This window comes from Polaromonas sp. P1_F2, from assembly GCF_056405735.1.
Genome location: NZ_JBFUBN010000011.1, coordinates 78,531 through 100,850, shown reverse-complemented (window position 1 = coordinate 100,850; position 22,320 = coordinate 78,531). Strand labels below are relative to the sequence as shown.

Annotated in this window: 27 protein-coding genes; 15 read left to right on the top strand and 12 right to left on the bottom strand. The window is 63.7% G+C overall.

The window, feature by feature from the left end:
• Nucleotides 1–6 precede the first annotated feature (6 nt).
• From AC1D0O_RS19920 to AC1D0O_RS19900, 5 genes are all read right to left on the bottom strand, one after another.
• Nucleotides 7–1,077, bottom strand: a complete 1,071-nt coding sequence (locus AC1D0O_RS19920) for an ABC transporter ATP-binding protein (protein ID WP_477655221.1) — start codon at nt 1,075–1,077, stop codon at nt 7–9.
• A 19-nt stretch (nt 1,078–1,096) separates the two neighbouring features.
• On the bottom strand, nt 1,097–1,948 hold the full coding sequence (locus AC1D0O_RS19915) for a carbohydrate ABC transporter permease (protein ID WP_477655220.1): 852 nt from the start codon (nt 1,946–1,948) through the stop codon (nt 1,097–1,099).
• Nucleotides 1,945–2,817 (bottom strand): carbohydrate ABC transporter permease, encoded by an 873-nt coding sequence (locus tag AC1D0O_RS19910; protein WP_477655219.1) that lies wholly within the window; start codon nt 2,815–2,817, stop codon nt 1,945–1,947. The genes AC1D0O_RS19915 and AC1D0O_RS19910 overlap by 4 nt, the downstream gene beginning before the upstream one ends.
• Nucleotides 2,818–2,891: 74 nt before the next feature.
• Nucleotides 2,892–4,268, bottom strand: coding sequence for an ABC transporter substrate-binding protein (locus AC1D0O_RS19905; RefSeq protein ID WP_477655218.1), 1,377 nt, complete (start codon nt 4,266–4,268; stop codon nt 2,892–2,894).
• Nucleotides 4,269–4,398: 130 nt separating this feature from the next.
• Complete coding sequence (locus tag AC1D0O_RS19900) at nt 4,399–5,361, bottom strand: 2-hydroxyacid dehydrogenase (RefSeq protein ID WP_477655217.1); 963 nt, start codon at nt 5,359–5,361, stop codon at nt 4,399–4,401.
• Nucleotides 5,362–5,451: 90 nt separating this feature from the next.
• Between AC1D0O_RS19900 and AC1D0O_RS19895 the strand changes: the two genes are divergently transcribed.
• From AC1D0O_RS19895 to AC1D0O_RS19870, 6 genes are all read left to right on the top strand, one after another.
• A complete protein-coding gene (locus tag AC1D0O_RS19895) occupies nt 5,452–7,191 on the top strand; it encodes an IlvD/Edd family dehydratase (RefSeq protein WP_477655216.1) in 1,740 nt (579 codons plus the stop codon).
• 137 nt (nt 7,192–7,328) lie between these two features.
• Nucleotides 7,329–8,261, top strand: coding sequence for a sugar kinase (locus AC1D0O_RS19890; protein WP_477655215.1), 933 nt, complete (start codon nt 7,329–7,331; stop codon nt 8,259–8,261).
• Nucleotides 8,258–9,139, top strand: coding sequence for a 2-dehydro-3-deoxygalactonokinase (locus AC1D0O_RS19885; RefSeq protein ID WP_477655214.1), 882 nt, complete (start codon nt 8,258–8,260; stop codon nt 9,137–9,139). The genes AC1D0O_RS19890 and AC1D0O_RS19885 overlap by 4 nt, the downstream gene beginning before the upstream one ends.
• Nucleotides 9,140–9,165: 26 nt before the next feature.
• A complete protein-coding gene (locus AC1D0O_RS19880; protein WP_477655213.1) occupies nt 9,166–9,807 on the top strand; it encodes a 2-dehydro-3-deoxy-6-phosphogalactonate aldolase in 642 nt (213 codons plus the stop codon).
• The gene (locus AC1D0O_RS19875) at nt 9,804–10,595 is read left to right on the top strand and encodes an SDR family NAD(P)-dependent oxidoreductase (protein WP_477655212.1); all 792 of its coding nucleotides are present in this window, start codon (nt 9,804–9,806) and stop codon (nt 10,593–10,595) included. Before AC1D0O_RS19880 ends, AC1D0O_RS19875 begins: the two co-directional genes overlap by 4 nt.
• A 78-nt stretch (nt 10,596–10,673) precedes the next feature.
• Complete coding sequence (locus tag AC1D0O_RS19870; RefSeq protein WP_477655211.1) at nt 10,674–11,087, top strand: SRPBCC family protein; 414 nt, start codon at nt 10,674–10,676, stop codon at nt 11,085–11,087.
• A gap of 629 nt (nt 11,088–11,716) precedes the next feature.
• Here AC1D0O_RS19870 and AC1D0O_RS19865 read toward each other — a convergent pair.
• Nucleotides 11,717–12,343, bottom strand: coding sequence for a LysE family translocator (locus tag AC1D0O_RS19865; RefSeq protein ID WP_477655210.1), 627 nt, complete (start codon nt 12,341–12,343; stop codon nt 11,717–11,719).
• A 90-nt stretch (nt 12,344–12,433) separates the two neighbouring features.
• On the opposite strand from AC1D0O_RS19865, the gene AC1D0O_RS19860 reads away from it, so the two are divergent.
• On the top strand, nt 12,434–13,114 hold the full coding sequence (locus AC1D0O_RS19860) for a DNA-3-methyladenine glycosylase I (protein ID WP_477655209.1): 681 nt from the start codon (nt 12,434–12,436) through the stop codon (nt 13,112–13,114).
• 1 nt (nt 13,115) lies between these two features.
• Here the strand turns inward: AC1D0O_RS19860 and AC1D0O_RS19855 are convergent, their stop codons facing one another.
• From AC1D0O_RS19855 to AC1D0O_RS19840, 4 genes are all read right to left on the bottom strand, one after another.
• Nucleotides 13,116–14,090, bottom strand: a complete 975-nt coding sequence (locus tag AC1D0O_RS19855; protein ID WP_477655208.1) for a magnesium and cobalt transport protein CorA — start codon at nt 14,088–14,090, stop codon at nt 13,116–13,118.
• A 66-nt stretch (nt 14,091–14,156) separates the two neighbouring features.
• Nucleotides 14,157–14,633, bottom strand: coding sequence for a MaoC family dehydratase (locus AC1D0O_RS19850; protein ID WP_477655207.1), 477 nt, complete (start codon nt 14,631–14,633; stop codon nt 14,157–14,159).
• A 28-nt stretch (nt 14,634–14,661) separates the two neighbouring features.
• The gene (locus AC1D0O_RS19845; protein ID WP_477655206.1) at nt 14,662–15,939 is read right to left on the bottom strand and encodes an MFS transporter; all 1,278 of its coding nucleotides are present in this window, start codon (nt 15,937–15,939) and stop codon (nt 14,662–14,664) included.
• The gene (locus tag AC1D0O_RS19840) at nt 15,932–16,411 is read right to left on the bottom strand and encodes a MarR family winged helix-turn-helix transcriptional regulator (protein WP_477655205.1); all 480 of its coding nucleotides are present in this window, start codon (nt 16,409–16,411) and stop codon (nt 15,932–15,934) included. The genes AC1D0O_RS19845 and AC1D0O_RS19840 overlap by 8 nt, the downstream gene beginning before the upstream one ends.
• Nucleotides 16,412–16,450: 39 nt before the next feature.
• Between AC1D0O_RS19840 and AC1D0O_RS19835 the strand changes: the two genes are divergently transcribed.
• The 4 genes from AC1D0O_RS19835 to AC1D0O_RS19820 all read left to right on the top strand — a co-directional run bounded on the left by AC1D0O_RS19835 (nt 16,451) and on the right by AC1D0O_RS19820 (nt 18,736).
• Nucleotides 16,451–17,008: a PaaI family thioesterase gene (locus AC1D0O_RS19835; protein WP_477655204.1), complete on the top strand. Its 558-nt coding sequence runs from the start codon at nt 16,451–16,453 to the stop codon at nt 17,006–17,008.
• A 106-nt stretch (nt 17,009–17,114) separates the two neighbouring features.
• Nucleotides 17,115–17,618: a GNAT family N-acetyltransferase gene (locus AC1D0O_RS19830; RefSeq protein ID WP_477655203.1), complete on the top strand. Its 504-nt coding sequence runs from the start codon at nt 17,115–17,117 to the stop codon at nt 17,616–17,618.
• A 13-nt stretch (nt 17,619–17,631) separates the two neighbouring features.
• Nucleotides 17,632–18,084, top strand: a complete 453-nt coding sequence (locus AC1D0O_RS19825) for an NUDIX hydrolase (RefSeq protein WP_477655202.1) — start codon at nt 17,632–17,634, stop codon at nt 18,082–18,084.
• Between the two features lie 4 nt (nt 18,085–18,088).
• Nucleotides 18,089–18,736 carry a P-loop NTPase family protein gene (locus AC1D0O_RS19820; protein WP_477655201.1) on the top strand — a complete coding sequence of 216 codons (648 nt, stop codon included), beginning with the start codon at nt 18,089–18,091 and terminating at the stop codon, nt 18,734–18,736.
• Here the strand turns inward: AC1D0O_RS19820 and AC1D0O_RS19815 are convergent.
• Both AC1D0O_RS19815 and AC1D0O_RS19810 read right to left on the bottom strand, forming a co-directional pair.
• Nucleotides 18,726–19,451, bottom strand: a complete 726-nt coding sequence (locus tag AC1D0O_RS19815; protein ID WP_477655200.1) for a purine nucleoside phosphorylase YfiH/LACC1 family protein — start codon at nt 19,449–19,451, stop codon at nt 18,726–18,728. The two genes, AC1D0O_RS19820 and AC1D0O_RS19815, sit on opposite strands and share 11 nt — an antisense overlap.
• Before the next feature lie 230 nt (nt 19,452–19,681).
• Entirely contained in the window at nt 19,682–20,557 is an 876-nt protein-coding gene (locus AC1D0O_RS19810; RefSeq protein WP_477655199.1) for an MBL fold metallo-hydrolase, read from the bottom strand.
• 94 nt (nt 20,558–20,651) lie between these two features.
• On the opposite strand from AC1D0O_RS19810, the gene AC1D0O_RS19805 reads away from it, so the two are divergent.
• From AC1D0O_RS19805 to gloA, 4 genes are all read left to right on the top strand, one after another.
• Nucleotides 20,652–20,981: an ArsR/SmtB family transcription factor gene (locus AC1D0O_RS19805; RefSeq protein WP_477655198.1), complete on the top strand. Its 330-nt coding sequence runs from the start codon at nt 20,652–20,654 to the stop codon at nt 20,979–20,981.
• Nucleotides 20,978–21,412 carry a YeeE/YedE family protein gene (locus AC1D0O_RS19800; RefSeq protein WP_477655197.1) on the top strand — a complete coding sequence of 145 codons (435 nt, stop codon included), beginning with the start codon at nt 20,978–20,980 and terminating at the stop codon, nt 21,410–21,412. The genes AC1D0O_RS19805 and AC1D0O_RS19800 overlap by 4 nt, the downstream gene beginning before the upstream one ends.
• A 10-nt stretch (nt 21,413–21,422) precedes the next feature.
• Nucleotides 21,423–21,839, top strand: coding sequence for a DUF6691 family protein (locus tag AC1D0O_RS19795; RefSeq protein WP_477655196.1), 417 nt, complete (start codon nt 21,423–21,425; stop codon nt 21,837–21,839).
• A gap of 69 nt (nt 21,840–21,908) precedes the next feature.
• Entirely contained in the window at nt 21,909–22,319 is a 411-nt protein-coding gene (gloA, locus tag AC1D0O_RS19790) for a lactoylglutathione lyase (protein ID WP_477655195.1), read from the top strand.
• Nucleotide 22,320 lies beyond the last annotated feature (1 nt).

Sequence of the window (22,320 nt, the reverse complement as noted above, 5' to 3'; positions counted from 1 at the left end):
GCTGCCTCAGTCCAGCCGGGCGCCGCTGGCGTCGTCAAACACGTGGGTTTTGCCGGCCGCGATTTCGAGGTGCACGATCTCGTCGGGGCGCACGGCCGTGCGGCCGTGCATCACCAGAATGACCTTGGCGCCGTTCACGTCGAGCAGCAGTTCGGTCTCGGCGCCGGTGGGCTCCACCACGATGACCTTGGCCGGGATGCCCTGGCCGGTGGCGGACAGCGACAGGTCGCCGGGGCGCACGCCGTAGTGCACCGGTTGCCCGTCCTGCGCCTGCGCGATCGCGCCTATGGGCCACTGGTGGCCCTGGGCTTCGACCCAGGCCCGGCCGCCGTCCTTGCGCAGAACGCCCTTGAAGACGTTCATGGCGGGCGAGCCGATGAATTGCGCGACGAACAGGTTGCCGGGCCGGTCGAACAGCTCCAGCGGCGTGCCGATCTGCTCGATGATGCCGTCGTGCATCACCACGATGCGGTCGGCCATGGTCATGGCTTCGATCTGGTCGTGCGTGACGTAAACCGTGGTGGTCTTCAGGCGCTGGTGCAGGGCCTTGATTTCGGCGCGCATGGCCACGCGCAGCTTGGCGTCCAGGTTGGACAGCGGCTCGTCGAACAGGAAGACCTTGGGGTCGCGCACGATGGCCCGCCCCATGGCCACGCGCTGGCGTTGCCCGCCCGAGAGCTCGCGCGGGAAGCGGTCCAGCAGCGGGTCCAGGTTCAGGATGCGGGCGGCGTCGCCGACGCGCTTGTTGGTGAGTTCGGCATCGGCCTTGCGCAGCTTCAGGCTGAAAGCCATGTTGTCGCGCACCGTCATGTGCGGGTACAGGGCGTAGCTCTGGAACACCATGGCGATGTCGCGGTCCTTGGAGTCGAGCTCGTTGATGACCTTGCCGTCAATCGACATTTCGCCGCCGCTGATTTCCTCCAGGCCGGCGAGCATGCGCAGCAGCGTGGATTTGCCGCAGCCCGACGGCCCCACCAGCACGACGAATTCGCCGTCGGAGATGTCGAAGCTGATGCCGTGAATGATCTTGACCTTGCCGAAGGCCTTTTCAATATTGCGAAACGATACAGAAGCCATGTTTGGTATTTCCCGGGGATCAGCTTTTCACGGCGCCGGCAGTCAGGCCTGACACCATGTAGCGCTTGAATGTGTAATAGATAGCCGCCGGAGGCAGCGCGTAAATCAGGCCCGTGGCCATCAGCAGTTCCCACGGCGAGTCGTCGGCGGCGAGGAAATTACCCAGGGCCACCGCCAGCGTCACGCTGGTGTCCCTGGACAGCAGCAGGAAAGCGTAGAGGTATTCATTCCAGGCCAGCAGCAGCGCATAAGTTCCGACCGCCACCAGCGAGGGCACCATGAGCGGCAGGTAGACCAGCCGGAACAGCTGCATGGCCGTGGCGCCGTCCATCTTGGCCGCCTCGTCGAGTTCGTAAGGCAGTTTGTCGGAGGCCTGCTTGAGCACCCAGATGCAGTACGGCGAGGCGATGGTCACCATGGCCAGGATCAGCGACCACTGGTGGTTCAGCAAGCCGTAGTTGCCCATGGTTTTGTACATGGGAACGGCCAGGAAGGCCGCGGGGATGAAGTAGGTGAAGAGCGCCATGTTCATCACCGTGCGGCCGCCGCGCACCTTGAGGCGGCTGATGGCAAAGGCCGCGGTGGTGGAGATCACCAGCGTCAGCACACCCACCGAAATCGCGATCACCAGCGAGTTGCCAAGTTGTTCCCAGAAATGGTCGAGGTAAAAATGCTTTTGCCAGAACACCGTCTCGAAGTTGTCCAGCGTGGGCTTTTTGGGCCAGAGCCGCCCGGTCGTGGCTTCGTTGCGCGGCGAGATCGCGAACAGCACCATGTGGTAGATCGGGATCAGCGTCCACAGCAGGACCGGGATGCCGATCAGCAGCAGCCTGGCCTCCCGGCTTACGGTACGCAGTGTGACGCGGCTCATTTGGACAACCTTTTCATCATGAAATACACCAGCGGCAGCACCAGGGGCAGGGCCACGACGATGGAGGCCAGGGACAAATCGACCTGGTCCAGCCGCAGGTAACGGATGCCCAGCGTGGCCAGCACGTGCGTGAGGTCGGCCGGTCCACCGCCCGTGAGCAGGTAGACGCTGTTGAAGTCGCCCAGCGTCCAGATCATCGACAGGATGGTCGAGGTCAGGTAGAGCGAGCGCATCGACGGCCAGGTGATGAAGCGGAACTTCTGCCAGATCGTGGCGCCGTCCACCGACGCGGCCTCGTATTGCTCGGCCGGTATGGCCATGCGGCCGGCCAGCAGGATCAGCGTCCAGAACGGCAGGGACTTCCAGATGTGGGCCAGCATGGAGAAGGACAGGGCCAGCGTCGGGTCATTGAGCCAGTTCGGCCCGTCTATGCCCGTCAACTTGAAAATCAGGGTGTTGATGACGCCCCACTCGGGGTTGAGCATGAAGCGCATCGACAAAATGGTCGGGATGGAGGGCACGGCCCAGGGCAGGATGAAAATCACCGACAGCGCCTTGATCCACCAGCGCGTGTTCAGGAAAAATCCCGACAGGAACAAGGCCACCGCCATCTTGATGTTCACCGCCACGACGATGAACACCACCGTGTTGACCAATGAGCGGAAAAAAATCGGGTCGGCGAACAGCCTGACATAACTATCCGGATGGCGTGCCAGCCACAGGCCGTAGCCCACCGGGTAGATGACAAAAACCAGGAAGATCAGCAGGTAGGGAACGACCAGCGCGAGCCCCCACTTCTCCCACGAAGTCATGGCGGCGCGTTCGGCGCGCACGGAAGGGGCGGCCTGTTGAATGGTTGCAGTGCTCATGCTTTGCTTTGTTGACGCGCGCCGCCTGCCCGGGATCCCGGGCGGGCGGCGCGGCTTTCTTCAGTCGATACCGTTTAGTTCGCCACGGTCTTGATGCGGGCGATCATTTCGTCAACGGCCTTGTCCACCGGCACCTTTTCATTGATCACGCGGTTGGCCGCCTTGGCCCAGACGTTCTCGTTGTTCAGGATGGTGAACTTGTAGTTCTTGGTGAACTCGAAGTTGACGGTTCCGGCGGTGAACTGGTTGTAGACCGACAGGCGGTGCGCATCGGCCTTCCAGAACGGACGCTGCTGCGCCGTCTTGGTCACCGGGAACCATCGGCCCAGCGAGCCTTCCACATAAGGCGTGAGGTTTTCTTCCTGCATCAGGAAGGACACGAACTCCTTGGCGCGGGCCTTGTTCTTGGCCTGGTTGAACACCACACCCACCTTGACGGCGGCGCGGTAGACCATCTTGCTGCCGTCGGGCTTGTTCGGGAAGCCCGCCGTGCGGATGCGCTCGGTGTAGTTCTTCTTCGCGGTCTCGCGCTCTTCCGGCTTGAGCGAGGCGTTGTTCATGTCGTCCAGCCATTTCGCGGCGATCGAAATCGTGGCGTTATGGGTCAGGATGGTGGTCTTGTTATGGAAGGCGACATTGTTGTCCGGGTCCTTCCAGCTGGTGGACGACGGCGGCGTGCAGCCCTTGGCATAAGGCTGGGTGTAATCCGTCAGCGCACCGATCAGGCCGGCGCGGACCTTGGGATCGTCGACCAGCAGCTTGCCGCTGTCGCTGACCAGGTTCACGTTGTAGGCGTCCATGAAGGTCAGGAAGGAATAGAACGAGTCGCTCGAATCCACGCCCAGCGGCTGGCCTATGCCGAAAGTGCGGTTGCCGGTTTTCTGGCGATGGGCGGGCTGCACCTTGTCGCACCAGAAAGACCAGTAGTCTTTCCAGGCCGTGGGAATGTCGGATTCCTTGAAGCCGGCCTCATTGAGCATGTCCACCCAGTACTCGATGTGCATGGTCTGCTGCTTCATCGGGAAGGCGTAATAGGCCCGCGTCTTGGTGACGTCGTTGTAGAGGAAGGCGGTCTCCACCGTGTTGGGCGCGAAACGCGCGCGCATGGGATTGATCACGCTGCTGATGTCTTCAAGCTTGCCGTCGAAGGCCCACTTGCCGGCGACCTGGAAGTCGTAGACGTCGGCATAGGCCACGTCGGGCGGGCTGCCGGAGTCGAGGGCCGCGACGGTTTTCGGGATCATGTCCTGCACGGGGTACTGCGAGAGCTCGACCTTCACGCCCTTGTGTTTTTCCTCGTACTTCTTGATCGCGGCGAACAGCGCGTCGTCCTCGGCTTTATAAAAGCCCTTGACCCACCAGACGGTGAGCTTTTCCTGGGCGGCGGCCTGCCCCGCCGTGATGAGGCCGGCCGCGACCATCGCGGCGGCCAGAATTGTCTTGAGTCTCATTGGATTTGTCTCCTCTGCGGGTGGGTTGTTGAACGGCAAAAAACTCGGAAGGGTTCGTTGACGCATTGTTATCATATGATGATTAAACCCCGAGTCTTCTATGGAAAACCCGAAGCATTCCGCCCCTGATTCAATGCCATTCCGGCACCGGGGTAAAGAGGGCTTGCCCGGCAAAATGGGCGCGCAGGTTGTCGACGGCCAGCTTCGCCATGGCGTGGCGTGTCTGCACCGTGGCGCTCGCCATGTGCGGCGTCAGCACCACGTTGTCCATGGACCAGAGCGCCTCCGTGGGGTGCGGTTCTTTCTCGAACACATCGAGCGCCGCGCCGGCGATCACGCCTTGCTGCAGCGCGTCAACCAGGGCCGCCTCATCGACCACCGAACCGCGCGCCACGTTGATCAGGTAACCCTCGGGACCCAGGGCTTTGAGCACTTCGCCATTGATCATGTGGCGCGTTCCGGCGCCGCCGGGCGTGATCACGATCAGGAAATCCACCTGCGCGGCCAGCGCCTGTGCCGTGGGGTAAAAGGTGTAAGCGAGTTCCGGTTTGGCGCCGCGCCCGGTATAGGCAATCGACATGCCGAAGGCTTCGGCCCGGCTGGCGATGGCCTGGCCTATGCGGCCCAGGCCGACGATGCCCAGGCGCGCGCCCGAGACCTTGCGCGCCAGGGGCATGGCCCCCTCTTTGGCCCAGCGGCCGGCGCGCACATAACGGTCGGCCAGCGGAATGCGGCGCGCCACCGACAGCATGAGGCCTATGGCCAGGTCCGCCACCTCGTCGTTGAGCACACCGGGCGTGTGCGTGACCGGGATGCGTTTTTCCAGCGCGGCGGCGACGTCCACGCCGTCGTAACCCACGCCCATGATGGAAACCATCTCCAGCGCGGGCAGTTGTTCCATCAGGGAACGCGGCACCTTGGACTCCCCGCCCCCTGCAACCGCGCGGATCAGCGGCGCCACCCTGGCGAAAGCCGCCGGGTCGCTCTCATGCAGCCTGTCATGGACTTCATAGGCCGCCTGCAGCGGATCCATCAGGAAGGGCGGAAGCTTGGCGACGGCGAGGATGTGCGGGCGGTTGGACGGGGCGGACAAAGGGCGGACTCCTGCGGTCATGGTTTTCACTAAGATAGCGAGGTCAATGGTATGACGATAATATGTTTGACGAATTAAGGACTTTCCCGCATGAGCACACCACCCAAGAAAAAACCCGCCCACGAACTCCGTAGCCAGCAATGGTTCGGCCGCCAGGACCGCGACGGCTTTGCCTACCGCAGCTGGGTCAAGGGCAAGGGCGTCCCGCACGACCAGTTCGACGGCCGGCCGGTCATCGGCATCTGCAATACCTTCAGCGAGCTGACGCCCTGCAACTCGCATTTCCGCACGATCGCCGAGCAGGTCAAGATCGGCGTCTATGAGGCCGGCGGCTTTCCGCTCGAATTCCCGGTGATGTCGCTGGGCGAAACCCTGCTGCGCCCCACCGCCATGCTGTACCGCAACCTGGCCAGCATGGACGTTGAAGAAAGCATACGCGGCAACCCCATCGACGGCGTGGTGCTGCTGATGGGCTGCGACAAAACCACACCCTCGCTGGTGATGGGCGCCGCCAGCGTCGACCTGCCCACGGTGGGCGTGAGCGGCGGGCCCATGCTGAGCGGCAAATGGCGCGGCCAGGAGCTCGGTTCGGGCACCGGCGTCTGGAGCATGAGCGAGCAGGTGCGCGCCGGCACCTTGAAACTCCAGGACTTTTTCGAAGCCGAGAGCTGCATGCACCGTAGCCACGGCCACTGCATGACCATGGGCACGGCTTCGACCATGGCCAGCATGGTCGAAGCGCTGGGCATTGGCCTGCCCGGCAACGCCGCCTACCCCGCAGTGGACGGCAGGCGCAACGTGCTGGCCCGCATGGCCGGCCGCCGCGCCGTCGAGATGGTGCACGAAGACCTCACGCTGTCGAAAATCCTCACGCGCGAAGCGTTCGAGAACGCCATCAAGACACTGGCCGCGATAGGCGGCTCAACCAATGCCGTCATCCACCTGATTGCGATGGCCGGCCGGATCGGCGTGAAGCTCACCGTCGACGACTTCGATCGGCTGGCCAGCGAACTGCCGTGCCTGGTCAACCTGCAGCCCTCGGGCAAATACCTGATGGAAGATTTCTGCTACGCCGGCGGCCTGCCGGTGGTGATGAAGGAGATCGCACAACACCTGCACACCGGCGCCATTACCGCCAACGGCAAAACCATAGGCGAAAACATCGCCGACGCGGAGAACTACAACACCGACGTGATCAAGCCGCTGTCCGCGCCCTTCAAGGACAAGGCCGGCATCGCCGTGCTGCGCGGCAACCTCTCGCCGCGCGGCGCCGTCATCAAACCCAGCGCCGCCACGCCGGCCCTCATGGTGCACAAGGGCCGTGCCGTGGTGTTTGAAACCATTGAAGACTTCCACGCGCGCATCGACGACGAGAACCTGGACATCGACGAGAACTGCGTGATGGTGCTGAAGAACTGCGGGCCCAAGGGCTACCCCGGCATGGCCGAGGTCGGCAACATGCCGCTGCCGCCCAAGGTGCTGCGCAAGGGCATCACCGACATGGTGCGCATCAGCGATGCGCGCATGAGCGGCACGGCCTACGGCACCGTGGTGCTGCACACCGCGCCCGAAGCCGCCGCCGGCGGCCCGCTGGCCCTGGTGCAGAACGGCGACATCATCGAACTCGACGTGCCGAATCGCCGCCTGCACCTGCATGTGAGCGACGAGGAACTGGCCAGGCGCATGGCCGGCTGGAAGGCGCCCGAGCCCCCGCTATCCTCGGGCTACTGGAAGCTTTACATCGACCACGTGCTGCAAGCCGACGAAGGCGTGGACCTGGATTTCCTGGTGGGCAAACGCGGCTCCTTTGTGCCGCGCGACAACCACTGAGCAGGGTACAGCGCGGGTACGGGGCGGCACCCGGCCCGCGGGTACCATTGGGGGTTTTGAGGCGCGGCGTGCTTTTTCCGGTTTTTCTCCCCTGAAAAAAGCCCGCGCCGGGATGCCGCAAGAAGCCAGGAAACCCAATGCAAGCCAGAAAATTCGATGTCGTCGCGCTTGGCGAAGCCATGGTGGAATTCAACCAGACCACCGCCGGCCAGCCCAACTATCTGCAGGGCTTTGGCGGCGACACCAGCAATGCCGTGATCGCCGCCGCGCGCGCCGGCGCCAGCACCGCCTACCTGACCCGCCTGGGCGGCGACACCTTCGGCCAGTCGCTGATGGCCTTATGGGCCGCCGAGAACGTCTCCACGGCCGCCGTCCAGCAGGACAGCGAAGCCAGCACCGGCCTGTACTTCGTCACCCACGGCCCCAAGGGGCACGAGTTCAGCTACCTGCGCGCGGGCTCAGCAGCCAGCCGCATGACGCCGGCCTGGCTGCAACAGGCCGGCGCGGCCGATGCCGTGCGCCAGGCCAAAGTCCTGCACGTGTCGGGCATCTCGCTGGCGATTTCCGCGAGCGCCTGCGACACGGCCTTTGCCGCGATGAAGCTGGCCAAGGAGTCCGGCACGCTGGTGTCCTTTGATTCCAACCTTCGGCTCAAGCTCTGGCCGCTGGACCGCGCGCTGGCCTGCACACGCCATGCGGTATCGCTGTGCGACATCTTCCTGCCCAGCCTGGAAGACATCACCGCCCTCAACGGCATGACAGCTCCCGATGAAGTGGTCGACTGGGGCCATGCCCTGGGCGCCAAAACCGTGGTGCTCAAGCTGGGCGGCGACGGCGCGCTGGTCAGCGACGGCACGCGGCGCGAACGCGTGCCGGTGCACCGCGTGAAGCTGGTGGACGCCACCGGCGCGGGCGATTGCTTCTGCGGCAACCTGCTGGCGCGCATCGCCCAGGGCGACACGGTGTTCGACGCCACGCGCTACGCCAATGCGGCCGCGGCCCTCACGGTGCAGGGTTATGGCGCCGTGGCGCCGCTGCCGCGGCCCGAACAGGTCAGGGCCTTGCTGTGAGCCGCCTGCTCGCGGTCGACTGGGGCAGCTCGTCGCTGCGCGGCGCGCTGCTCGACGCCGATGGCGCCGCACTCGAAGAACGCGCCTTCCCGCGCGGCATCCTGACGGTAGACGCCGGCGGCTTTCCCGATGTTTTTGAAAGCTGCTTCGGCGACTGGATGACACCCGGCACGCTGTGCCTGATCTCCGGCATGGCCGGCAGCAAACAAGGCTGGCGCGAGGCGCCCTACTGCGCCTGCCCCGCCGGCTTTGGCGCGATTGCCGCCGCGCTCGAATGGGTGGAGCCAGGGCGCATCGCTATCGTGCCCGGGCTGAGCATCGACAAAAACGGCGTGCCCGACGTGATGCGCGGCGAGGAAACGCAAATCTTCGGCGCGTTGCAACTGCTCGGCCTGGAGCATGCCCGCCTGGTACTGCCCGGCACGCACAGCAAGTGGGCCACCGTGAGCGATCGCAAGGTGACGGATTTCTCCACCTGGATGACCGGCGAGTTCTATGCGCTGCTGCGCCGCCACTCCATCCTGGCGCGCATGCTGCCCGAGGACGAACCCGCGCTGGACGCCGCCGCCTTCGACCAGGGCGTGGCCCATGCGCTGGCCGGCCCCGGCCTGCTGAACACCGCTTTCAGCACACGCACGCTGTCGCTGTTCAACCGGATGAAGACTGAGGCACTGCCAAGCTATCTGTCGGGCCTGGTCATAGGCGAAGAACTCAAGGCTCAAACGCTGCCGCGCGGCGAGCCCGTGGTGGTCATGGGCGCGGAGGCGCTCACGGCCCGCTACGAACAGGCGCTGGCCCAGCTCGGCGTGCCGGTCCAGCGCGTAGGCGCGGGCGCCACCTGGCGCGGCCTGCGCGCCATTGCCGACACGCTTGGCTGAGCGCGCCACCCCATCGATAGAACACCATGAACAACGCACACCCAAAATTTTCCAAAGCACTCACGACACTCCCCCTGGTCGCCATCCTTCGCGGGCTCACACCGGCCGAGGCTCTGCCGGTCGGCCAGGCACTGGTCTCCACGGGCTGGACGCTGATCGAGATTCCCCTCAATTCACCGCAGCCACTGGACAGCATCGCCGCGATGGCAAGCGCCTACCCCGAGGCCTTGATAGGCGCGGGCACCGTGCTCACGCCTGAAGACGTACGCAATGTGCAGGCCGCGGGCGGCCAGCTCATCGTCTCGCCCAACTTCAACCCGGCCGTGGTGCGCGAGGCCGTGCGCCTCGGCATGGTCTGCCTGCCCGGCGTGATGACCGCCAGCGAGGCCTTTGGCGCGCTGGAAGCCGGCGCCACGGGTCTCAAGATTTTTCCGGCCGAGATGATCACGCCGGCGGTGGTGAAAGCCCTGCGCGCCGTGCTGCCGAAGCAGACTCCAGTGATGCCGGTGGGCGGCGTCACGCCGGACAACATGGGCGCTTACCTCGCGGCCGGCGCCAACGGCTTCGGCATAGGCTCGGCGCTGTACAAACCCGGCATGACGGCGGCCCAGGTGGCCGACAGCGCGAAGAACTTCATCGCCGCCTACACGGGTACCATGCGGGCATGAACACTTTCCCGGCGCCAGCGCCCACTATCTCCTTCGGCCTGGCCGGCCGCGTCTGCATCGTCACCGGCGGGGCGCAAGGCATAGGTGAGGCCTGCGCGCGCCGCTTCGCGCGCGAGCAGGCCATCGTGGTGATCGCCGACGTCGCCGACGCGCCCGGCGCGGCATTGGCCAAGGAACTGGGCGGCCTGTATGTGCACTGCGACGTGGGTGACAAGGCCCAGGTCGACGCGCTGGTCGCGCAAACCGTGGCCGGGCACGGCCGCATCGACGTGCTGGTCAACAACGCCGGCATCTTCAGGGCCGCCGAGTTCCTCGACGTGACCGAAGCCGACTTCGACGCCGTGCTGCGCATCAATCTCAAAGGTTCCTTCCTGGTGGGCCAGGCCGTGGCGCGCGTCATGGCGGCCGCCGGCAAGGGCAGCATCGTCAACATGAGCTCGGTCAACGGCGTGCTCGCCATTCCCACAATCGCCAGCTACAACGTCAGCAAGGGCGGCATCAACCAGCTCACGCGCGTGATGGCGCTGTCGCTGGCCGGCCAGGGCGTGCGCGTCAACGCGGTGGCGCCCGGCACCATCGCGACCGAACTGGCCGCCAAGGCCGTGCTCACCAGTGACGAAGCCAAAGCCAAAATCATGAGTCGCACGCCCATGAAACGGCTCGGCGAGCCTTCGGAAATTGCCGACACCGTGGCCTACCTGGCCAGCGATGCGGCCAGCTACATCACCGGCGAGATTGTGGTGGTGGATGGCGGGCGCATGACACTCAATTACACAGTCCCGGTTTAATCGGGCTGACTTTGGCCGCTTTGACTGCTAGCCTGTAGTGGCAAGGCGCCACCCCGGCGCCGCCAGACTGGAGGCACCATGGCCACGATCTACAAGGAATTCACCGTCGACGCGAGCATAGACAGCGTCTGGGATGCGCTGCGCGATTTCAATGCGGTGCACCGGCGCCTGGCGCCGGGCTTTGTGGTCGACTGCAAGCCCGGCGAAGGCGGCCGCACCGTGACCTTTGCCAACGGCGCGGTCGCGCACGAAGTGCTGGTCGGCATCCATGAAGCGGCGCATCGCCTCAGCTATACCGTGGTCGGCGGCAAGGCCAGCCATCACATGGCCTCGGCGCAGCTGTTTGCCGAGGGGGACAAGCGCACGCGTTTTGTCTGGATTACCGATGTGCTTCCCGATGCTTTGGAGGAATACATTGACGCGATGATGAGTCAGGGGGCGGTGGTGATGCAGCGGGCGCTTGGCGGCCCTCCGGAAGAGCCCGCGGGCTAAGCCTTTGTTTATTTCATACGCTGATGTTGGGTTTGGTTCCGGGGCCGGGGGTAGCCCGGCAGCTACTCACTTTTCTTTTGCTTCGCCAAAAGAAAAGTAAGCAAAAGAAAAGGCGACCCTGGTTGCTGCGTCCCTCCGCTGCGCTACGGGCGACCTGCGGTGCTCAGTCCAGACGGGGTCTCGCTAAACTCGCTTCGCTCAAACAACGCGATCCCTGATCCGTCTGGACCTCCGCTCCTCGGCGCATCCACAAGGGGTGGGGAAGGAATACCAATACCTGAGAAACAAGGACTCGCCTTGGCGAGTCCTTGTTTGTCTTGATTGGTTCTTTGTATTTCTGTCTTCTGTTCCCGCTTCCGCTCCCGCTTGCCCCGTCCTGGCTGGGCCGAGGAGCGCAGAGACAAGCGGATCAGGGCCGGCGTTGTCTGAGCCGAAGGCGAGTTTAGCCGGACCCCGCTTGGCTCGAGCACCGCAGGTTGCCCCGTAGCGCAGCGTAGGGGACCCAGACTGCGGGTCGCCTTTTCTTTGGTGACTTTCTTTTGGCGAAGCAAAAGAAAGTTACTTGCCGCCGGGCAACCCCGGCCAGCAAATCTCAGCAGCGAGCGCGCAAGCCGGAGCAAGACCCGGCGTCAGGCCGGCCGCCGAGCCAACAAAGCCCAAACCCCAGCCATAGACAACAACGCCCCACCCGCAAAATTAAACCGCCGCTGCGCACGCGGCGAAGCCAGCAAGCTGCGGGCCGAGGCGGCAAACACCGCATAAAGCGTGGCGTTCAAACTGGCCATCACCACAAAGGTCGTAGCAAGCACCCACAGCTGGCGAGTGACGTCGGCAGCCGGGTTGATGAACTGCGGCAGGAAGGCCACAAAAAACACAATCCCTTTGGGGTTGAGCGCGGTGACCAGATAAGTGTTGCCGAACAGCTTCCACAAGGAGCCCGGGGCTTCGGGCGCCGCGGCCTGCATGGGTGAAATGCCGGCACGCAAGAGCTTGATGCCCAGATAGAGCAGGTACAGGCCGCCGGCCCACTTGACCACCGTGAACCAGAAGGCCGACGCCGCCAGCAGCGCGCCCAGGCCGAACAGCGACACGACCAGCGCCGTCGAGTCGCCCAGCGCCACGGCGGTAACCAGTGGAATATTCGCGCGCCTGCCATGCGCCATCGAATAGCTGATGACGGTGAGGATGGTCGGGCCGGGAATGATCAGCAGGACGGCGGTTGCGGCGACAAAAGCGAGCCAGAGCTGGAGGGACATGGTGCGTGTTCCGAAGTTGCGGGGCTGAGGGGCTGCGGGGGATTCGGTTTCATGATAACGCCGGCCGCCCGCATCTGCCTAAAATCGCCCATGCCTTCCGCCACCCCACCCAAGCCCCCCGCAACAGCCGCATCGCCTGCCGCGGGCCTTTTTACCGACGACAGCCGTACCACGCGTTGCGCCTGGTGCCAGGCCACGCCGGTTTACCGCAACTACCACGACAGCGAATGGGGCTTCCCGGTCGACGACGAACGCCGGCTGTTCGAGAAGATCTGCCTCGAAGGTTTCCAGGCCGGCCTGAGCTGGTTGACGATTTTGAACAAGCGCGAATCCTTTCGCAGCGCCTTCGCCAACTTCGACGCCGAGCAGGTGGCGCGCTTCGACGCGCGCGACATCAAGCGACTCGTCAACGACGCCGGCATCGTTCGCCACGCGGGCAAGATCGCCTCGACGATCAACAACGCACAGCGTGTGATTGAGCTGCGCAAAGAGTTCGGCTCGCTGGGCGCTTTTGTCTGGCGGCTGGAGCCCGAGGCCAAAAGCCGGCCAGCGCGCATCACGCACGAGGCCGTCAAGGCTATGCCGACTTCGCCGGCATCCATCGCGCTGTCCAAAGACCTGAAAAAACGCGGCTGGACTTTTGTGGGACCGACCACGATGTATGCCTTCATGCAGGCCATGGGCCTGGTCAACGACCACATCGAAGGTTGCGCGAGCCGCAAAGCAGCATTGGCCGCGCGCAAGGCCTTCACCCCGCCCAAGCTGCCGTAAGTTATAGCCAGCGCGCGCGCCTGAAGCGCCAGTACAGCAACGAGCACGCCACCACAATCATGCTGATCGCCATGAGGTAGCCGTAGCGCCATTTAAGTTCGGGCATGGCCTCAAAGTTCATGCCCCAGATACCGGCAAACGCCGTGCAGACCGCAAAAATACTGGCCCAGGCCGCGAGCTTCTTGGTCACTTCGCTTTCCTCGATGGTCACCATCGCCAGGTTCACCTGGATGGCCGTGCCAATCGTGTCGCGCATGTTCTCGATCAGCGCATTGATGCGCGTCAAATGATCGACGACGTCGCGGAAATAATCCTGCACGCCGGCGCAGATCTGCGGCACGCGGCCGCCGTAAAGCTTGCTGGCGCCTTCGAGCAGCGGCGCGACCGCATGCTTGAGCACCATCACGCTGCCCTTGAGTTCGTAGAGCCGTTCAATGTTCTTGCGCGCGGCGCCGGGCGTGAAGATTTCCTTCTCAATCAGTTCAAGTTCGGTTTCGAGTTCGTCAAGAACGGGAAAGTAGCGGTCCACCACGGCATCCATCAAGGCGTACAGCACAAAACCCGAGCCGTGGCGCAGCAGCTCGGGCTCGCGCTCGCAGCGTTCGCGCACGCCCAGGAAGCCTTTGTTGCTGCGGTTGCGCACCGAGAGCACATAGTTCTTGCCGGTGAACACGTCGACCTCGCCGACATGAAGCTCACCCGGCTTGTCGGTGGAAGGCTCTACCAGGTGCAGCACCGAAAACAGCGAAGCGCCGTATTCCTCGATCTTGGGCCGCTGGTGGCCGTGCCGGGCGTCTTCGACCGCGAGTTCATGCAGGCCGAACTCGTGCTGCATTTCCTCGAGTTCTTCCGGCGTGGCGTCTTGCAGCGCCACCCAGACAAAAGCATCGGGCCGGCAGATGTAGTCGCTGATCTCGCTGACCGGGATGTCGGCGAGTTTGGTGCCGTTCTGGTAAACCACGCAATTGATAAGCATCTGTGAATCCCAAGTTGGCCTCTTGCGTGGATTCTGGCACAGCGGCCACCGGGCACAAGCCCAGGCTCAGACAGCTTTACGCGGCACCACCAGCTTGTAGGTCGACTGCTGCAGCACGTCGCCGTGCTGGTTGAGTGTCCGGCTGCGCACCACCACCCGGCCCCGGTCGGGCCGCGACGCCGAGGGGGTCACGCTGACCACCTCGGTTTCCACATGCAGCACGTCGCCGGGGCGTGTCGGTTTGGGCCAGCTGATTTCACCACCGGCGCCTATGATGCCGCCGGCCAGCGGCAGGCCGCCGCCCACCAGCAATCGCATGGTGACGGCCGCCGTGTGCCAGCCGCTGGCGGCCAGGCCGCCAAAGAGAGTGGCTTTGGCGGCTTCGTGGTCCAGATGAAAAGGCTGGGGATCAAACTGTGCTGCGAACGAGGTGATTTGCGCCTCGTCCAGCGCGTACTCACCGCTCACAAAACGGTCGCCCACCCTCAGGTCATCGAGGTAGTGCAGCGTGGCCGCGCCGGGCGTTTGCGTCATGGTATTCATGGGCTGTCCTTGATGCGAGATCGCCGATTCACGCTGCGGCCTTGGCGGCCATCTGCCTCGGCAGCAAGGCCTCGCGTATCGGCAGGTTCACCAGCGCGGCGCCAACAGCCAGCACGATATCGATGTACCAGACCCAGTCGTAGCTGCCCGTGGCCTGGAACACATAGCCGCCCAGGAAAGCGCCCAGGAAGCCGCCCACCTGGTGCGACAGCATGACCACGCCGAACAGCATGGCCATGTTGGCCGTGCCGAACATCTTCGCGACCAGGCCCACCGTGGGGGGAACGGTCGACAGGAAGGTCACGCCCATGACGGCGGCAAAAATCAGCATCACGGCCGGTGTCTTGGGCGCCAGCAGGAAGATGAGCACGGCCAGTCCACGCGTCGCGTACAGCAGGGCCAGCAGGGACTTCATGCGCCACCGCCCCACGGCCCAGCCCATGGACAGGCTGCCGACGATATTGAACAGGCCAATCATCGCGAGCGACCAGCCGCCGATTTCAGGCGGCAGGCCGCAGGCCGCCACCACGCCGGGCAGGTGGGTGGCCAGGAACGCCACGTGAAAACCGCAGACCAGAAAACCCGCGGCAAGGTAGCGGTAGCTGGGTGTGGCGATCGCCTGGCTGATGGCCCGGCGCGCACTGAGCGCTTTGGTGCCTGAGGCCGCGGCAGCCTGCGCCGCCAGCGCTTTCGAGTTGCCCTTGAGCACCAGCACCGCCGGCACAGCCAGCAGCACCAGCGCGCCCAGCCACTGCATCGCGCTGGCCCAGCCGACCGCGGCGGTGAGGCCGATGGCAATCGGCGCCATCGCGAACTGGCCGAAAGAGCCGCCCGCGTTGACGATGCCCGTGGCCAGGCCGCGCTTTTCCGGCGCCACCAGGCGTGTGCTCGCGGCCATCAGCACCGAGGGCCCGGCCATGCCGGCGCCTCCCGCGGCCAGCACGCCGATGGCAAAGATCAGCCCGGCCGTGCTGGTCATCAGCGGCGTGATGATGGTGCCCACGGCCACCAGCAGCACACCGAAAAAAATCACGCGGCCGGTGCCTATGCGGTCGGCCACCGCGCCGGCAAAGGGCTGCGTCAGCCCCCACCAGAGCTGGCCGAAGGCGAAGGCCAGGCTGATACTGCCTATGCCCAGCGCGGTCGAGGTATTGAGCGCCGAGAGAAACAGGCCCATGGTCTGGCGCACGCCCATGGTCAGGGCAAAGGTGCCGCCGGCCGCCAGCAGCACCAGCCACATGGCGATATGGCGCGCGGCGGGGGGTGAAGCCGCGGCGGCGGAACTGGAAGTTGGGGGTTTATTCATCGTCGGCTCCTGATTCGATGGGGGATAAAAGTTCCAGGGATTCATTGATCAGCGTGTGCAGCGCCAGCACCCTTTCGATGCCCAACAGCGCGTTGAGCTGCTCTTGCGCCACCCTCCACCGCGAGCGGGCTTCTTCGCGTTTGGCGCGGCCCGCGTCGGTGAGCACCACGGTACGGCTGCGCGCGTCACTGCCCGCGGTGAGTTCTATCCAGCCGGCGTCTATCAACGGCTTGAGGTTGCGCGTCAAGGTGGAGGCGCTCATCTTCATGCCGCGCGCCAGCTCGCCCGGTCGCATGGGGCCCAGCTTGAGTACATAAGTCAACAGCGAGTACTGCGTGGTCTTCAAGCCCGCCTTGGTCATTTCAAGGTCGTAGTGGTGCGCGACGCGGCGCATCAGCTGCCGCAGCTTGACATTGGTGCAGCCCTGCACCTTGAGTTCAGCCTGGGTTGACAGGCGGATTTTCTCGTTCATAATTTGATTGTAGCTACAACTATTGCATATGCAACACTTATGAATGCCATGACCCTACAAGACACATTGACTCAGTGGATGGAACAGAGCGCCGCGGTGCGCGACCGCATGGAAAAAGGCGGCGGCCGGCCGGGCCTGGCGCGGCCGGAAGACGTGGCCGGCAAAACCGGCATGGAAGTGATGACCGCCATGCTGGCCGGCAAACTGCCCTACCCCCACATCGCCGACACCCTGGACTTCGCGCTGATCGAGGTCGAGCCCGGCAAGGCCGTGTTCCAGGGCACGCCGCAGCTCAAGCACTACAACCCGCTGGGCACGGTGCACGGCGGCTGGTACGCCACGCTGCTCGATTCCGCCGTGGGCTGCGCCGTGCACACCATGATGCCCGCGGGCCGGGCCTACACCACGGCCGAACTGAGCATCAACATCGTGCGTGCCGCCTCGCACAAGACTGGGCCGCTGCGCGCCATAGGCACCGTGATCCACTGCGGCCGCCAGCTGGCCACCGCTGAAGGCCGCATCGTCGGGCCGGACGGCAAGCTGTATGCGCATGCGACCACGACTTGCCTGGTGTTTGAGGTGCCGGGGCAGAAGTAGCATCGGCAAGGCGTGCAACGGCGTCCAGGAACAACAGGGCATCCGCCCTTGCAGGTCTAGAATCCGGCCTGCCCATTCCTTCAGAGCCGCCATGGATGCATCTACATTGAACGCCGTAATCTATGTTCGTCGCCCGGTCCTCGCCGACGAGCGCGTGTTTCTTTCCGCGGCGCGCGCCAGCCGCAAGCTGCATCACCCATGGACGACCGCGCCGGACACACCGGCCCTGTTTCGCGCCTACATCGAACGCATGGGCTTGCCCACCAACAGCGCTTTCCTCATTTGCCGCCGCGACACCCACGCTCTGGTGGGTGTCGTCAACATCACAAATATCGTCCTGGGCCTGTTTCGCAGCGGCTACCTTGGCTATTACGCTTTCGCGGGGCATGAGCGGCAAGGCCTCATGCGCCAGGGCCTGCGGGCCGCCGTGGGGCAGGCCTTCAAGTCACTCAAGCTGCACCGCCTGGAAGCGAATATCCAGCCGGCGAACGCGGCTTCTATTGCACTGGTTGCTTCCTGCGGGTTTACACAAGAAGGGTATTCACCGCGATACCTGAAGATCGGCGGCCGCTGGCGAGACCACGAACGCTGGGCCATCCTGGCCTCGTAGCGCAATGCCCCGGATGAGGCTTCCGTTCTCCGTCCAGGTGTTTCTGGTTGCCAGGCACGAAACCGCCTGGTCTGTTCTACTGCTTCAACGTAACGCGCGGCCGGAACTCGGCTTGCCGGACTTCTGGCAAGGCGTTTCCGGCGCACTGGAACCGGGAGAGTCCTACGAGGCGGCGGCGATTCGCGAAGTGTATGAAGAGACTGCCGTGCGCCTCACGTCCGCAAACGATACCGGTTTCGAGCAGGTTTTTCCCATCAGGCCGGAATGGCGTGAAACCTACGGACCAGAACCCGCGCAGGTGCTGGAAAAAGTTTTCTATGCGGTAGTTCCGGGGGAAGTACGACCCAAGCTCTCGCACGAACACAAGGCATTTCTTTGGTGCAGCGAGGCGGAATCTCTTGCGTTACTCACCTTTGCCAACAATGCACGGTGTATTGAGGCCGTCTTTCGGGCACTCGTGACATAGAGGCTTGCCCCCTTCAATCAGCCAAGCCATCCTCCCTGCTATCGGCGAAGACGATGGCGAATTCGTCTATAAGGCATTGATGAAAATCGTGATCATCGGGAACAGCGGAAGTGGAAAAACATGGCTTGCCACACGGCTTGCCGCACTTGCGTCGGTCCCTATCATTCATCTAGACGAATTATTCTGGTTGCCTGGCGGCTTCGACGAAAGGCGGTCCGACGGGGAAATTGCATCTCTGACAGCACAAAGCAGGGTCATGCCGGGGTGGGTTGTAGAAGGCGTTTTTGGTGAGCTGGCCGCGTCCTTTCTCGAGGATGCGCAAGCGCTCATCTGGCTCAATATTGAGTGGCCGGTTTGTCGGCAACGCTTATTGGCTAGAGGATCAGATAGCAAGGCTCATATGGGAAGAGCCCAATCCGAGGCTGGGCTTGCCAGGCTCCTTGAATGGGCGTCGGCTTATCCCTCACGTGGCGACACTCGGTCTTATGAAGGACACCTTTCGCTGTTTCAACGCTTTCCCATGCACCGGCTCTATTTGCAGAGCGAGGAAGAGGCCGCCGACTTGACGAACTTCGCAACGCAAGCCGGTGTAGCAGAGGCGCTTCAGCGCGCCGCGGTAGGCGCTGTTAAATGCCCGTCACCTAAATCCTGATGATCGCGGACCGTTGAACGGATTTTCCGCAGCCCCTTCTGTAGCTGAGAAAGCCTGGCTGCGTGTTTCCTTTTTCGTCCATCACCGTGCTGCAAATGGTGCACGCGTTGGCATCCGAGAACGCGCTGAATCCGTACGCCTGCAATTGCCACCCTATCAAGGACGGGAGATCCAGTTTCCGATGGGCAGGTTCAATTATGTGCCTGGGCAAGGGAAATCCGGCGGCAAATCTTTCGATCAATTCCGCAGACACTTCATAACAACAAGGGCGCGCGCCTGGCCCAAGTGCCGCGACCCAGTTTTTGGGGTGATCCCCGTTCCTTGATATCAGGTCTGCGGCCTCCTTCACGATTCCACCCAAGGCCCCTCGCCAGCCCACATGAATTGCCATGACGGCCGAGCCATCCGAGCGCGCCAGCAAAACCGGAAAGCAATCCGCGTTGGCAAGCGTCAGAAGCAAGCTGGCCGTTGCCGTAAAAAGCCCGTCGGCTTCCCCAACCTCGCTTTTCTTTTCGTGGACGCAGCAGATCCGCACGCCATGGACTTGCGTCTTGACAGGACGGTCATCCCAGTACGGAGTGGCAAATGGCGGCAATGGCTCGGCCAGGTTGCCGAAGCCATGACGGATGTTCGGGATTTCCGACAATAAAGGACTGATCAGCAATTTGGCGCTCCAATCTGGAAGTACATAACATCCTGCAATCGCAGCATTCACGGTTTTCGATGACTGATGAATTGGATCCGAGCCACGAGCCAGTAGCTATTGGAGTTACTGTATCAATACGGGGCCCGCGAGGAAAAGCCAAGGACCACTGGCTATCCCCACTAGGGGAGTTTGTCCCAACAAACCACCATGACGATGTGGGCCGGACGCTTCTGCACGAACCGATGCCATCTCGCTCTGGTATCAGCCGAAAAAAAGCGCGCCAACGCATCGATGAGGAACTAGGCAACTCCCAACGCATTGACTGGAATCTTGAGGTAACTCACGCCGTTGTCCTCAGCCGCCGGCAGGCTGCCCGCGCGGATATTGACCTGGATGGAAGGAAGCATCAGCGTGGGCATTTCGAGCACGGCGTCCCTGGCCGCGCGCATGGCGACAAAGGCCTCTTCGGAGATGCCATCATGCACATGGATGTTGGCCTTGCGCTGCTCGTCCACCGTCGTTTCCCATTGAGGCGCGCGTTCGCCAGGCGGATAGTCGTGGCAGACGAAGACCCGGGTCTGCGCCGGCAATCGCAGCAGCTTGCCGATGGAGCGGTAGAGCTGGCGAGCGTCGCCGCCTGGGAAATCCGCGCGCGCGGTCCCCACGTCGGGCATGAAGAGCGTATCGCCCACAAACACCGCGTCACCCGCCAGGTAGGCCATGTCCGCGGGCGTGTGGCCGGGCACATGCAGCGCGGTCATCTCCACGTCGCCTATCGCGAATGTCTCGCCGTCCTTGAACAGGTGGTCGAACTGGCTGCCGTCTGGCGCGAATGAATGCTCCAGGTTAAAAATCGATTTGAAGGTGGCTTGCACGGCGCGTATATGTTCGCCAATGGCGATCCTGCCGCCGGCCCGCGCCTTCAGGTAGTGCGCGCCCGAGAGGTGGTCGGCGTGCGCGTGGGTTTCCAGGATCCACTCGACCTGAAGACCCTGCCGCGCCACATGGACCAGCACTTGGTCGGCCAGTTCCGTGCTGGTGCATCCCGATTTGAAGTCGTAGCCCAGCACCGGGTCGATGATGGCCGCCTGCCTCGTGCCGCGATCCGCCACGACATAGGTGACAGTCCCGGTCGCGGTATCAAAAAAAGCCTGGGGATCGAGCGGGATTTGCATGGACCGGGTTCCTTCATTCAAGGCGTGTGTCACTACATTATATATTTACATATAATATCAAGCAGTCCCATCAAGCAATCCCCAGCGCATAGCCATGACTTCATCCTCTCCAGTTTTAGACACCGGGCAACTTCGCAAGGCTGCCGCGCAAGCCGTGGGCGCACTGAAGGCACTGGCCAATGAAGACCGCCTGCTGCTGCTCTGCCAGCTCTCGCAGGGCGAGCGCTGCGTGAGCGAGCTTGAGCAGGACCTGGGCATACGCCAACCCACGCTCTCGCAGCAGCTCGGTGTGCTGCGCAATGAAGGCGTGATCACCCCGCGCCGGGACGGCAAGAACATTTATTACCGCGTGGCCGAACCCGGGACGCTGGAAATCCTGGCGCTGCTCTACCGCCTGTACTGCCCCGAAGGAGGCCAACGATGACCCTGGACTGGAGCGCCTTCACACCCTGGCCCGCACTGGCGGGCGGCCTGCTCATAGGCCTGGCCGCCGCGATGTTCGTGCTGCTCAACGGGCGCATCGCCGGCATCAGCGGGATTCTGGGCGGACTGCTCAGACCGATGCGCGGCGACATAGGTTGGCGCGTGGCCTTTATCGCCGGCCTGATGGGTGCGCCGCTGGCCTATGGCATGTTCTCGGCCTTGCCTCGCGTGCAGGTGGACGCCGCTCACGGCATGCTGGTCGCCGCCGGTTTGCTGGTAGGTGTCGGCACGCGCTATGGCGCGGGCTGTACCAGCGGCCATGGTGTGTGCGGGCTTTCAAGGCTGTCGCCGCGTTCGCTGGTGGCCACGGCGACCTTCATGGGGGCCGGTTTTGCCGTAGTGTTCCTGGCGCGCCACCTGTTCAAGCTTTAGGAGAAGGACCATGTTGATACTGTCCTCCCTGCTGGCCGGCCTGGTGTTCGGCCTGGGCCTGATCGTCTCGGGCATGGCCAATCCCGCCAAGGTTCTCGGCTTCCTGGACCTTGCCGGCCCATGGGATCCGTCGCTGGCCTTTGTCATGGCCGGCGCCATTGCCGTGGGCTTCTTCGCTTTCCTGCTGGCTAAAAAAAGGCGCTGTTCCCTGTTGGGCGCCGATATGAAACTGCCGGCCGCAGGCCCTGTGGATCGCAGGCTGCTGGCCGGTAGCGTTCTTTTCGGCGTGGGATGGGGGCTTGCCGGTTTCTGCCCCGGCCCGGGGCTGGTGGCGCTTGGCATGGGTGAACCCAAAGCCGCCGTGTTTGTGCTTGCCATGCTGGCCGGCATGGCGGTCTTCGAGCTGCTCGAAAGGCGGCGGACCTAAACGGCACGTAGCCCAGGGCCATGGGAAGCGGCCCGTGCACGTTCGCGCGCAGCGCAGGATAATCGCCCGATGCGACTCCTACACACCATGCTGCGCGTTGGCAATCTCCAGCGCTCCATCGACTTCTACACCCAGGTGCTGGGCATGAAACTGCTGCGCACCTCGGAGAACCCCGAGTACAAATACAGCCTGGCCTTTGTCGGCTACGGCAACAACCCCGAGCATGCCGAGATCGAGCTGACCTACAACTGGGGCACCGAAAGCTACGACATGGGCACGGCCTTTGGCCACATCGCACTGGGTGTACCGGATGCGTACGCGGCTTGCGAAAAGATCAAGGCCGCGGGCGGCAATGTCACGCGTGAGGCCGGCCCGGTCAAGGGCGGCACCACCGTGATCGCTTTTGTGACGGACCCGGACGGCTACAAGATCGAGTTGATACAGCGCGCCGAGAACGCTGCAGGCGCGGGCCTGCGTTAAG